The organism is Occallatibacter sp., from assembly GCF_036502485.1.
In the GTDB taxonomy this organism is placed as follows: Bacteria; Acidobacteriota; Terriglobia; order Terriglobales; family Acidobacteriaceae; genus Telmatobacter.
In genome coordinates, this window is the sequence record NZ_DASXYM010000078.1 from 23,597 (window position 1) to 36,237 (window position 12,641).

General features: G+C 62.6%; 10 protein-coding genes. 3 read left to right on the forward strand and 7 right to left on the reverse strand.

The features are described from left to right. The first annotated feature begins 208 nt into the window (after positions 1-208). A complete protein-coding gene (gene rplS, locus VGL22_RS11325) occupies positions 209-577 on the forward strand; it encodes a 50S ribosomal protein L19 (protein ID WP_465267032.1) in 369 nt (122 codons plus the stop codon). An 83-nt stretch (positions 578-660) separates the two neighbouring features. On the opposite strand, the gene VGL22_RS11330 is transcribed toward rplS, so the two are convergent. After that, on the reverse strand, positions 661-903 hold the full coding sequence (locus VGL22_RS11330; RefSeq protein WP_465267033.1) for a hypothetical protein: 243 nt from the start codon (positions 901-903) through the stop codon (positions 661-663). Between the two features lie 574 nt (positions 904-1,477). Continuing rightward, positions 1,478-5,656, reverse strand: a complete 4,179-nt coding sequence (locus tag VGL22_RS11335; RefSeq protein WP_465267034.1) for a DUF3857 domain-containing protein — start codon at positions 5,654-5,656, stop codon at positions 1,478-1,480. 383 nt (positions 5,657-6,039) lie between these two features. Here VGL22_RS11335 and VGL22_RS11340 point away from each other — a divergent pair, with 383 nt between their 5' ends. Further along, the gene (locus VGL22_RS11340; RefSeq protein WP_465267035.1) at positions 6,040-6,402 is read left to right on the forward strand and encodes a hypothetical protein; all 363 of its coding nucleotides are present in this window, start codon (positions 6,040-6,042) and stop codon (positions 6,400-6,402) included. An 86-nt stretch (positions 6,403-6,488) separates the two neighbouring features. Here VGL22_RS11340 and VGL22_RS11345 read toward each other — a convergent pair whose 3' ends face one another. The 3 genes from VGL22_RS11345 to pgeF are packed head-to-tail and all read right to left on the reverse strand — an operon-like array spanning position 6,489 to position 9,544. Beyond that, complete coding sequence (locus tag VGL22_RS11345) at positions 6,489-8,177, reverse strand: PHP domain-containing protein (protein ID WP_465267036.1); 1,689 nt, start codon at positions 8,175-8,177, stop codon at positions 6,489-6,491. A gap of 51 nt (positions 8,178-8,228) precedes the next feature. Next, positions 8,229-8,609, reverse strand: a complete 381-nt coding sequence (locus tag VGL22_RS11350; RefSeq protein ID WP_465267037.1) for a hypothetical protein — start codon at positions 8,607-8,609, stop codon at positions 8,229-8,231. A gap of 32 nt (positions 8,610-8,641) precedes the next feature. Further along, positions 8,642-9,544 (reverse strand): peptidoglycan editing factor PgeF, encoded by a 903-nt coding sequence (gene pgeF / locus VGL22_RS11355; protein WP_465267038.1) that lies wholly within the window; start codon positions 9,542-9,544, stop codon positions 8,642-8,644. A 546-nt stretch (positions 9,545-10,090) separates the two neighbouring features. Between pgeF and VGL22_RS11360 the strand changes: the two genes are divergently transcribed. Then, complete coding sequence (locus VGL22_RS11360; protein ID WP_465267039.1) at positions 10,091-10,726, forward strand: hypothetical protein; 636 nt, start codon at positions 10,091-10,093, stop codon at positions 10,724-10,726. 24 nt (positions 10,727-10,750) lie between these two features. On the opposite strand, the gene VGL22_RS11365 is transcribed toward VGL22_RS11360, so the two are convergent. Together VGL22_RS11365 and VGL22_RS11370 are read right to left on the reverse strand one after the other, a co-directional pair. Next, positions 10,751-11,569, reverse strand: coding sequence for an SDR family NAD(P)-dependent oxidoreductase (locus VGL22_RS11365; RefSeq protein ID WP_465267040.1), 819 nt, complete (start codon positions 11,567-11,569; stop codon positions 10,751-10,753). Positions 11,570-11,576: 7 nt separating this feature from the next. Beyond that, positions 11,577-12,641, reverse strand: coding sequence for an NAD(P)-binding domain-containing protein (locus VGL22_RS11370; RefSeq protein ID WP_465267041.1), 1,065 nt, complete (start codon positions 12,639-12,641; stop codon positions 11,577-11,579).

Sequence of the window (12,641 nt, forward strand, 5' to 3'; positions counted from 1 at the left end):
GCGGGCAGGAAGCAAGCATCCTGCTCGCCCCGCTCTCGCCCGGCGCAGAGCGCCAGCGCACGGGCAAGGTTCCGGGCTGCGTTAGGGCTGCATCAGGGCTGCGTCAGGCTGCGTCAGGGCTGCATTAGGCTGCGTCAGGGCTGCATTAGGCGCAGAACACGGTTCTCTGATAAACTGGAAATTCTGAGTTCAACCGCAGGAAGAAACCATGTCAATTCATCCCGTTATGCAGCGCCTGGCCGATAAGCTGAAGCGCACCGATCTACCCACTTTCGTGCCCGGCGACCAGGTTCGCGTCCAGGTCAAGATCAAGGAAGGCGAAAAAGAACGCCTGCAGGCATTTGAAGGTCTGGTCATCGCCATCAACCGCGGACCGCAGGGCACCTTTACCGTCCGCAAGATGAGCTTTGGCCAGGGCGTGGAGCGTATCTTCCCCTTCAACTCGAAGGTCGTCGACAAGGTCGAAAAGATCCGCAGCTACAAGGTGCGCCGCGCCAAGCTTTTTTACATTCGCGGACTGCGCGGCAAGGCTGCCCGTCTCAAGGAAGTGGAGCGCGTAGTGGCCGCCAAGGCCTAAACGCACCCCAATCAGGTTCAACCCCGACCCCGGCCATCGTGCCGGGGTCAATTTTTTGGCGTTGCGGATGGAGTTGAGCGCGGTCAGGCCGCGTCGTCGACGGTGACGTCGTCGATGGTGAGTCCGTAGCAGGCCTTGGCGTGGCGCATGAGTTCCCGGAGCGCGTCCAGCGACTCGTTTTTCAGCACCAGCAGCTCCTCTTCTCCTGCGACATGGAGCGGCGGCGGCCAGGCTGAACTCGATCCTGCGGCAATGAGGAACTGGTTCAGCTTGAGCCAATAAAATTCTTTAAGCGACTCGCAGGTCTGGCAGAATTCCCTGCTCACGGCCCTTCCTCCAACTATGCCCCGGGCAGGAGGCTTTCCAGCGGGCGTTTATATCTCTAGATTTCATGAGTTAAACGCTTTAGCACGCAATACGTAGTTCGCCCTTGCTGTTTTGGGTGCGACGATCGGGAGCGGGGTTGCCTGGCGGTACGTACGCTAGCGGACAAAAGAGGCAAGGTCAGGACGATCCGGGGAGAGACTGTTTATATGTTAGTACACAAATCATAAAAATGAACATTTCGCCGGTGCTCGTTTATTCGCCGGATTTTCGTCTTTCTTTCGGGTTCGGGGCGAAAATTCGAGCCGGTCTACAATTTGTAGTTAACTTGTTTGAATACATCCACTTATCGGATTAAGTAAGCCGAGAACTTCTGCAGCGAATGGGGGTGAAACCCTATTAGTTTTCTGATTAACACCCTTGCTTATTCTTCGATGAACTGAATGCGAGATGCAGCCCGGGCTTCTGTGCGGCTCTCCATGAACGAAGGAATCCAGTATGGACCAGAGCAGATCGGCGTGCCTGTGCTCGCGGTCACAAGGGAGGCGCCGGATACAGGTCGGGCAGACCCGGCTCTCAGCGGCTTTTCCGGCTCGCGGCCCGCACGGTCGTGCCGCTGTCCTTCTCAGCATTCAGGGCCTTGAGGCGAATCCGGGCCAATTCGTAGGTGGAGGTTGGAATTTCCAGAACCTGACTGGGCTTCTGCAGCCTGCGATAGTCCGCGATGGCGATGTCGCGTTCGCCGTACTGCTCGGCGATGCGGCCCAGGGCGTACCAGAAGTCGTCGTTGGGCTCGTCGAGGTTGAGCTCATCCATGGACCGCACCAGCAGGTCCCGCGCCTCCTTGGTTTTGCCCGCCTCAGCATAAAGGCAAGCGAGCGTGTGCAGGATATGCGGATTGTCCTTTGCCATCTGGGTGGCCTTGATGCCGGTGGCGATGTCCTTGTCGTCCACCTTGCCGGTGTAGAGCGCCAGCCACGCGCTTTCGTTGAGCAGCTCGGCATCTTCGCGGCCCATGTCGGCTAGTTTCTGGAGCCAGCCGCGCGCCGCGAGGTAATTGCCGCGCGCCGATTCAACCTGGGTCTTGGAGCGCAGTGCGTCGGGATCGTTTTCGAGCAGCTTGAGCCGCTCATCCGCAAGCTTGACGGCATCGTCGTAGCGCTCGAGGCCCAGCAGAGCCTGAATGTTGTTGAGGTAAGCGAGGCGTGACTCCGGCACCTGCTCGAGGAGTTTCTGCCCCATGGCCAGTTGCGCCTGAAAATTCTGCTTGAGCGAATAGCCCATGCAGAGCGCAATTTCAATATTCTGCCGTTCGCGCTCCGTGGCGGCCGTTTTCAGCGCCGGCTCAAGGATGCCGATTCCGCGGTCGGCGGTAGACCTGGAACCGACCAGGATGGCCGCCGCGGCCAGCTTCATCCGGTTTGGGTCGGGCGCCGCGCCGCGGGTCCAGAACCGCGGAAAGATGGGACCGCCCAGCGGGTCGTCGCCGCCTTCGAGGTGCATATCTTCGCGGAGCCAGTCGAGGAGGATCTTCGCTCCGCGGGGGTCGGCCGCCGCTTTGCCGGAATCGATCCGCTCGAGCATCTCCCAGGCCACGGCGTTGGGCTCCTGGGAGGTATCCAGCAACCGGTACTCTCCGTCCTCTTTGACGACGAAGAAGGTCATGTTGGCGCCGCCGGGAATCTGCACCTTCAGGCGGTAGCCGGTGGCGTCGTCGCCTTCCACCTTGGGATCGAACGCCTGCGCCAGGATGTCGAGCGTCACATCGAGGAACGAGCCCTCCCGCGCCAGTTGCGAATTCAACTGCCGTCCGGATTCGAGGGACCGCTTGATTTCATCAGGATCCTGCTTCGCCATCAAGGCGCGGGCGCTCTTTGACGCCAGCACCTCCATTTTGGCCACCGTCAGGTTGGGATCCATGGAGAGCAGGAAGAATCGCTTCACCAGGTCCTGCGGGGTGTTGTCGAACTTGAGGTCTTCGTGATGGGGCGCATCCTTCAGCAGCGAGGCGAGGCTCATCGACTGCGCGGCGTTGTCGCCGCCCGCGCCCGCCTGCAGAAAATCCGCCGCCAGGGGATACTGCCGCACATTCATCAGCATCTCGCCGGCGGTGTGGGCTGTGTCTTTGAAGCTTGAATCGTCGTTGGCGCGTTTGTTGACCTCGGCCATACCGGCCTTGGCGCCCTGCTCCACCGCAATGCAGGCGGCAATCAGCGCTTTGGGCTCCGGGTTCAGCGATTGCGCCGTTTTGCACGCGCCCGCATAGTCGCCTGAGTAGAACTCCGCGAAAGCCAGATTGTTGGAGAGGTCGAGTTGGTTGAGGCGGTCCTGCCCAATCTGCTGGTACTCCGCGATGGCGTCGCCGAGCGGAGCCTGGCGGCTGTAACGCCGGCCCACGGCGTCGTACTCCAGCAGGATGGCGAGGTCGCCCAGGGTGGCATTGTCGTCGGGATCGAGCTTAGCGGCGGCACGAAAGGCCAGGGCGGCTCCCGCGAGGTCGCTGCCAGGACGCATGCTGCGCCCCACCAGGTCATGCTTCAGAATTTGCGCAAGCGTCTTTTGCGCCAGCGCCGAAGTCGGCTCGAGCTTGACCGCAAGGCGTGCTTCCTCGCGCGCGGGGCCACCCATGCCGGCCTCCAGGAGCACATTGGCCACCTGCAGGTGATGCACGGCCTCATTGGGATGGAGCGCAACCAGAGCGCGGTAACTTGCCAGCGCCTCGCGCACCTTGCCTTCGCGCAAAAGCAGTTCGCCTTTGGGCTCAAAGGAGACCAGAATGGCGGGCCCCGAGATCATATCCGATACCCTGGCACGCAGTTCGCTGGCCTCGGCTGGCGTGTAGCGCCGCTTGCCCGTGTCAAACACCAGGTGAGCCAGCACCGCGCCATCCTTATCGGTGGAGAACTCTTCGGTCAGGGTGGCGTGGCCCATGGCGATCGCGGCATTCGCCGGGAGCGCCTTGGGAACAAATCCCACCGGAGGCACGACGCGATAGTGCAGATCGACGAGATAGGGCTCGACTATCTGCCAGTCGACGGTGCGCGCGGACGCGCCGTCCTTCTTGTCCTTGTCGTCTTCCTTGTGGGTCAGGTCCTCGGGCAGGCGGAAAAACAGCGCCTCGGTGCGAATGGCGGCATCGGCGCCGGTGAGCGATGTGTATCCGCGTTTGGCTTTGTCGCAGACCACGGTCAGCTCAAATTGCCGGGCAAGGTCGGCTGGGTCGGTGCGCTCTACATTGGCAAGGCTGTCGCTGGCGTACTGGGCTTTGACATAACCGGTGAGATTCTCGCGGGTGTCCTTGTCGGGCTTGTCGGCATAGTAGGAGCGGTAGCGCGACTCGTATACACCCTGGGGCTGGGTTTCTTCCTCTACGCGGGCGGGCCCGTTCTCGCTGAGGGTGATGGTGCGGTATTCCAGGAGGATGTTCTCTTTCGAGCCGGCGAGCGGAATCTGGGTGAGGGCTGTGGTATCCGGCCGCGCAATCAGGCTCATGCGTCCCTGGTCGGCAATCGGCAACTGCCCCAGCCGGGCATAGCGGTCGGTGGCGTCGATCCACAACGCCGGGCTGGCGCCATTTTCCGGCACATACACAATGGCGTGGTCGAACAGGCCCATCCCCGGCAGGGCCGTGGGCACATCCATCCGCGAGCCGGCGTTCAGCAGAGCCACATAGGCTGGAATGCCCGCGGCGCGGAGCATCGTCACGAGCAGCGTTGCCTTGTCTTTGCAGTCGCCGTAGTTCTTGGCCAGGGTCTCCGCCGGCTCATGGGGAATGATTGCGGCCCCGCCGAACTCGATGCCGGTATAGCGCACCTGCCGGTCGAGATAATCGAGCAGCGCGGCTTCCTTCCCGGCGGTTGTGGTCTTGCCGGCAATGAGCCCGTCCACCAGGCTCTGCACCGCGGCCGCACTGGCGCGGGTGTCCACAATTTTTGCGTACTCCGTGGCCAGAGCCTGCCACGACGCGCCGGTGGAATAACTCACCTGCGGAAAGCGCGGCACGTCTGACGGATAGTTGGGATCGCCGTCCGGAACGCCTTCCAAGCGGGCGACATCGTAGACCAGCTTGACCCGCCCGTTGGCCTCAGTACGCTGGGGCTTCTGATCGAGCAGCATGGTGGCCGTGCGCAAGGGAAGGCTGAGCGGCGCGTCGAACTCCAGGCGGCTGTGCTGTACCGGAATATCCTCGCGCCCGAAGGTGGACCACCCCGATCGCCCGGCCGCAAAGAGGGGCTGCGTCTCGTGCTCGGTATATTCCTCTTCGACCACCACGCCGGCGGAGATGGCCGGGAAGGGCGCGTGCAGACGCTTGCCGTCTGAATAAATTTTGTAGTCGCCCTCGTGGGCCGGGGCCTCGTTGACATTTTTCTGGTCGAGCGCATGTTCGGCGAAGTCCGGAGTGATGACGCGGACCCTGATCTCCGGGCGAGCCTCGTGCCATGGCTCCCAGCCGATGGAGATCGAATCCCAGGCCTCCGCGCCCTTTTCGGTCAGCACCTTATATACGGTGTAACCGACGTGCGTCATGCGCCCCTGTTCGTCGAAGGAATAGGAGTCGTCGTCCTCAAGGATGGCGATGTTTGCTCCGTCGGCCGGCATGGAGCCGGCTGCTGCGAACAGCTCCCTGGCGGCCCGGGTGAAGTGACCCGCGGGGGAGGGATTCTCCGCCTGCTGGCCCTGCAGGGCGACAGCGCCGGCAGCGATGGTGACAAGGGCGGATACAGGCAGGAAATGCCGGAAAACTGGGTGCGGCACAGGATTCCTCTAGGTTAAGTGGGTGACTTCAAGGTATACGCGACTGGATCGAATCGCAATATGCGGTCAGCGATTCATCCCGCCGGTCACCAGCGATCCGGGCACGATAACCCGAATTTCTCAGCTTCCATTCCCGTCACGGAAACAGCGCGTTGGCAACTGCGTAGGTTTACAGTCCTTCGCGGACCGGAGGGGGTCGAGTGCTGCGGCTCCTTACAAAATGCTAAAAAAGCTTTACCACTTTGGTGTCAGCAGCAGCTCTGAAATTTGGATTTTTGGCTATCATAGATTCAAGCCCAAATTAGCGCCCCCAGCCGCAGGCATGGGTTCACCTGCACATCCGGCAAGTCTCAGGTCGAAGGGGCACACTATTTAGGAGTTGCATGCCTGTTCTGACCCTTGAAAAGCCCGCTGTCCGCTCTGTCTCACCCGTTTTCCGCCTGCTCCGGAAGCCCGTTCTGAGCGCGGTGCGCCAGCCTCTCCGCATGCCGGCCTGGGCCGTGGCCGCGGCTGTGCTGGCAATTGGGACGTCCGCCTTTGTGGCCGGCCGCCATAAGCCCGCCCACCACTATGTTTCGTATTTCGGCTATCCGATGGTTCTGGACACGACGACCGGCAAGGCCTGCTACGCCGCGCCGCCCAAGCCGTCTGAGATTCAGGACGCTGCCTTCGCGATTCAAGGCGCGGCTCTGGCTGATGGACAGCCCCTCTCCGGGCCGGCCATCCCCATGTGCGGCAACGAGTAAGGCAGGTTTTGGCTTTTGGCTGTTGGCGCTCAACTCTCAGCTCTCAGCAGATCCGGCGTGAGCTGAGGGGAGAGGGCTGAGGGCTTTCATCGGGGGAAGGCTATCTGCAGGTCTTTCAGCGTGAGGCAATTCAGCACATCCGCCTTGGCCAGGCCGGCGCGCCGCGCCTGTTCGATGCCGTAGCGGATCGTGCGATATTCCCCGGTGCTGTGCGAGTCGGTTGAAATGGCGATCCGGATTCCCGCCGCCCGCACCAGGCGCGCATTCTCCGCCGACACATCCAGCCGGTCCGGGCTCGAGTTCAGCTCAAAGAAGCACCGCCTTGCCCTGGCATGCGCAATCACCCGCTCGAAGTCCAGCTCGTAACCGGGCCGTTTCAGCAGGAGGCGCCCCGTTGCGTGTCCGAGAATCGTGAAGTACCGGTTATCCATGGCGCGGAGCACGCGTTCGGTCTGCTGCTGGCGGTTCATGGCGAACCGCGAGTGGATGGAACAGACTGTGTAATCCAGTTCCCGGAGCACGTCGTCGGGGAGATCGAGCGAGCCATCCGCGAGGATGTCCACCTCCGCCGACTTCAGCACACGAAACCCTGTCAGCCGCCCATTCTGCTTGTCAATGGCCCGGATTTGCGCGCGCAGATTCTCTACCGACTGGCCGTTGGCGATCTTCAGGCTGGGGGAGTGGTCCGTGATCCCGACATATTCATATCCGCGCTCCTGAGCCGCCCGGGCCATGTCCTCGAGTGAATCGACGCCATCCGAGTTGAAGGTGTGGGCATGGAGGTCGCCGCGGAGGTCCTCCTCTGTGACAAGCACCGGCAGGGCGCCATTGCGGGCCTGCCGGATCTCGTCCCGCCCTTCGCGCAGTTCCGGCGGGATAAACGCCAGGCCATAACGCTCGTAGAACGCTTCTTCCGTTGCAAACGGCTTTTCAAGAGCAGCCAGGCTCCCGGTCACTCGCGTCAATTTGCGCAGATGTGCCGCTGAGCCGGTGGCGCGAACCAGCAACAGCCCCCAGTCCTTTTTTCGGGCACGCTGCAGGCACAGCAGGGGCCCAGAGGGCAGCGAGAAAGTGGCGGAATCAGCGTTCGCCTCTATCAGGGGCGTGCGGCCGCCGAAGAGCTTGATCGCCTCCACTACTTTGCCGAAGTCGCGCGCCTGCACTACAAAATCAAGCCTGCTGATGACCTCGACGTGGCGCCGGTACTCGCCCGCCGCCTTGGCGCGCTCGGCGCCGGCCTTGTTCACGAGGAAGTTCTCGATGGATTCGCGCAGGGGGTGCGCGTGGTAGAGCAGGATGGTCTCCGTCTCCACCAGCCCCTGGCGCACATGCTGGGCTATGCGAGGGCCCATCGTCTGCTCGATCTGACCGGAATCGAGAGCCCTCCGCAGGGCCTCGATACTCGAAATTCCCAGCTTTTTGTAGATCCGCAGCACCCGCCGCGGGTCGAGGCGGGGATGCTCGCTGAGGCTCACCATTTCCGCGCTTGCGCCGGAGCGCAGCTTTTCAAGGCTCTTGAGCGAGCCGGTTTCCACAATTTCACGGATGGCCGCGCTGATCCCCTCGCCAATGCCGGCGTAGACGCGAAGGTCGGCACGGCTGCGCACCAGCTCATCCACGCTCTCGCCGAGGCCGCGGATTACTGCGGCGGCTCGCCGGTAGGCGCGAATTTTGTAGGGATTGGCCTTTTCGACGGTGAGCATCTGGGCCAGAGAAGCGAGCCGGTCCGCGATTTCCGCGTTGCTGAGGGGGGCGGATTCAACGGTCTGCGGCACACCTGTTTGGATGCCGGGGTTTGGATGCCGGGGTTTAAATGCCGCGCGGCGCTACTTCAACTGGACGTCAAAGGTGGCGTGACATTGCACGCCGGGCTTGAACTCTACCTGGTCGGCCTTGCCGTCCTTGTCGATGTGGATGATGAGCGGCTTCTTGAGCGTGTCGGGCAGGCGCGTGATCTTCAGCTTGCCGTCAGCGCCGGTGAACGCTTCAAGATCGAGCTTCTTTACACCCATCATCCCGTACTGCACGCGGGCGGAGACTTTGGCGCCATAAACCGGCTTGGCGCCGGCGTCAGTGACGGCAATGAGCGCCGAGCAGGGGCCCAGGTCCGCGGAGATTTCCGCGGGAGGAGCCTCTGTCTGGGCGTGAGCCATGCGCGGAAAGGGACTGGATAGCAGCAGAAGAAGAACGAGAATGAGCCGGCGCATGGGTCGAGTATAGCGTTGCGGGGAACGCGCGTTCACGAACGGATGCCGATCACGTTCAGCATCCGGCCCGCATGTCCCTTCGATCCGCGGTGCGAGAAGAACAGCTCGCCATGGCAGCTTGTGCAACCGCCCACCATCTGAATGGCCTCGGCTTTCAGCCCGGCGTCGAGCAACTGCCGGCGGTTGGCCTCCGCCACATCGAGGTGTAGACCGGGACCGATGGGAGAGTGGCCCGGGGCCCTCCTGGTGAGGAACAGCATGGGGTATTTCGCCTTCACCGGGTCAGAATCGTATACCTCGTGAAACAGCTCCCGCCCGTACACAAACTGCGATTCGAACTCCGAGAGCAATTCCTCGCCGACCTGGTAACAGCAGGCACCGATTCCGGGACCTACCGCCGCGATCAGGTCCTCCGGCTTTGAGCCGAACTCCAGCCGCATGCGCCCGATACCGTTTTCGACGATGCGCCGCACCGTGCCGCGCCAGCCGGCATGAAACGCGGCCACCACCTTGCGCTTGCGGTCGGCCAGAAGAACGGGCGTGCAATCCGCTGTCTGCACCCCGATCAGGATCCCGGGCCGGTCGGTAATGAGGCCATCCGCCTTACACGCCCGATCCGACGTCCCAGCCACCACCAGCACGCTGGAGTGGATCTGCCGCACGGTCACCAGGGGCGTCTCCGCGCTTCCCGTTATCGCCTCAGCAAACAGCCCGCGGTTGCGCAGCACATTCTCGCGCTCGTCGTGCGGCGCAAAGGTCAGGTTCAGTTCTCCTGGAGCGCCGTCCGGCGCGTAGCAGGTAGTGACGCCACCGCGGCGGGTAGAAAACCCGTGCCACAGCCACTTCCTCTTTTGCCAGGCGGGAACGGGAATCCACTGGACGCCGCTCGCAGCTATGGCGGTCCGCGGTTCCGCAGCCCGGAGCTCTTCAGGCAATTTGTCCTGAACGCGCGCGGGGCTGACAGAGCCGCCGGACTTCGAGCGGGGGCTGCGCGTCAATCCGGCTGTTTCGAGGAGAGCATCCAGCGGGCGGCTGGCAATTCTGCCCGTCTCAACAGCGCCGGAGGGGCTTGGAGGGTCTGCGGGGACCTTGCGCCGGGAACGCGGGGAGGCATGGGAAGGGGACGGCATCTTCCTGATTTTACCGGGGGATCAGTTGTAAGGAACAGGAGTGCAAAGGAGGGGAGCAATTGGGCCTGCCTTCCGGCAGGCCCGCTCGAGAGGCTTACAAAAGGAAGGGATCCTGGAGGGGGATTGGAGGAGGGGTCTCATCACTGAGACCTTCAATGAGGATGGAACACCTTTTTTGGTGGGCCATAATTCGGGGAAGCCTCTGCTTGTTAACTGGTTGGACGCCACCCTGCCTCCAAAGGTTGCTTAAAAGTTTGCCGGGAATTTTCAAGGTGTCTGAATTTGTCCCGGTCGAGCGTTGCCGGAGCGATTCAAGTTGCAGAAAGACAATGGGCTTGTCACACTTTAACCATGAAACGCTGGCAGGTGATCGCGCTGACCGCGGCCGTAATCGCGGCCGGTGCGTACCTCTATTACTATCGCGGATTCCGGTTTGGGGGTTTGCATTTCGGATCCGGCGATAAGGGCGGCGGCAGTTCCGAATCGCGCGGCGCAGCTATCCAGTGGCAGTCCCTCACCCGTCCTGACGTAGGTTTTCGGGTCGATATGCCGCCCGATGCCAAGGAAACGCAGGTTCCGGCGTACAACGAGGCAGGCGGTTCCGAACCCATTACGATGCTTTATTCCAGCCCCGACTCGGACACGGTATTCGCCATCACCTGGGCGGACAATCCGCCTGTTTCGCGGGTGAACCACCGCCTGCCTGAACTCACCCTCGACCAGGCTCGCGACGGCATGCTGGCGCGTACGCGAACCACCCTTATGCGCGAGAGCAAGAACCCCGCGAACGGCTATCCCTCGCGCGACATCACGGCCAGAAACTCCGAGGGCGGCATCCTCGATGCGCGTTTTCTCCTCATCGGCGACCGTCTCTACACCCTGATGGCGCTCTATCCCTCGTCCAATGCCCGGCGCGAGCAGGACGTGACGCGCTTCTACAATTCGTTCACCGCCCTGCACCCCGACACTACGCTGCCGCCCGCCTGACCCGCTTTGCCACTCGATCGTTAATCACTCTTTAACTTTGTGACTTGGCGGCTCGCCGGCCGGCCTCGCCAGCCTGTCCACGAGGTACGTGATCAGGCGCACCGGCAGAAACCGCACCGCGAAGGCGGAGGCCCTACCCATGAGATTTGGGACCACCGTCCAGGCGCCGCGCGCCAATCCTTCAATGCCCAGCCGGGCTACCTCTTCGGCAGACTGAACGCCCTTCCTGCGAAGAATCCCGGCACCGGATACGTCGAAGAACTCGCTCTCGGTAGGCCCCGGGCAAAGCGCCGTCACCTTGACGCCATAGCGCCCGACCTCCTGCGCCAGGCCCAGCGCGAAGAAGCGGTCAAACGCCTTGGTGGCCGCATACGTGGACAGGTAGGGCACCGGCTGGAAGCTGGCCGTGGAAGCGGTGATCAGGATCCACCCGCGGCGCCGCTCGATCATTTTCGGTACGAACAGGCGAGCCAACGCGACCATCGCTTCGCAGTTCACCCGGATCTGGCCGAGCTCCTGTTCGGTTGCATTCGAGCGAAATTCCCCGAAGACGCCGAGGCCCGCATTGTTGATGAGGATGTCGACCTGGACGCCGGCGCCCTCGGTGGCGTCGAAGATATGGCGCGGCGCCGCGGGATCGCTGAGGTCCGCCGTGACGGTCCGGACGTCGACCCCGCGCGCACGCAGCTCCGATGCCAGGGCGTCGAGGCGGTCGGCGCGCCGCGCGGTAAGAATAAGGTTCGCGCCATGGCTCGCGAGTTCACGCGCCAACGCTACGCCAATGCCCGCACTGGCGCCCGTCACCAGCGCCCAGCGTCCGCGAAAGTCCTGCGTAGATGCCATGTCGGGATTATTTCCTCAGCATCTTGAAGGCGTGCGTCCACTCGTTGCGCACAAAGCCGGGAATGCACCACAGCATGCACAGCGGCTCAATGGCGCGGGACGCTTCCACGTCGCCCATATCAGCCGTGTCCCATCCGAACTGGTCGAGAAGGGAGGTCACCGTCTTCTTCGCGTCCGCATCGTTTCCGGAGATGAACATCGTCGGCCTGCCTTCGGCGTAAGACGGGTTCACCATCTGCATGTTGCCCACGGAGCTGAACGCCTTCACGAAGTGTGCCTCAGGAAATTCTTCCTGCAGTTGCTCCATCAGCGACTGGTTGGGGCCGGTGAAGAACTGCAGTACGCCCTTCACCGGCGGCGCGTCGGCAATGGGATTGCATGCGTCGATGATGGTCTTGCCGGCCAGACTGTGCACGCCCGCCAGGCGCAGCACGCCGGCCGCGGCCAGGCCCTTCACCGCCAGCACAATCAGCTCGCCGAAGGCTGCGGCCTCGGCGAACGTGCCGCGGCTGGCCTGCGGATTTTTCTCATTCCAATCCGCCAGCTTCTCCGGATCGCGCGACCCGATCATCACTTTGTGACCGTGCTTGACTAAGCCGGCCGCAAGAACCTGCGCGACCACGCCTGAACCCAGAACGCCTGCTTTCATCCGAACTCTCCTTCGCGACAGATTCCCGGGCAAAGAACTGAGCTCCATTATTTTTTTGGCGGACTTCGCCCTGGTCCGCGTGGGGGCGGCGCGCTTGCGGGTCTTCTGGTTCTTTTCCACGCGCAGTTTCCACGCAGTGCGCAGCGCGCCCAGCAGAAGATCTTCATGAGCCGGGGCGAGCCGAACATGGGTGGCGCCGTTGCGACCCCAGCCGCCGGGAATCGGAAGAAATATCTCCGGCGCCTCGCTGACGAAGATGGTCTGCTGCTCCGGGCTGAGCATCAGGTTTCCGAATCCCTGCTTCTCCGCCGCCAGGGTTGCGAAGATGCGCCCATCGACGCGAAAATCCGCCTGCCCGAAGTGCGCGCCTTCCGCAGCGCCCTCAAGACTCAATGCGATGCGGCGAAAATCATTGGCGTCCAT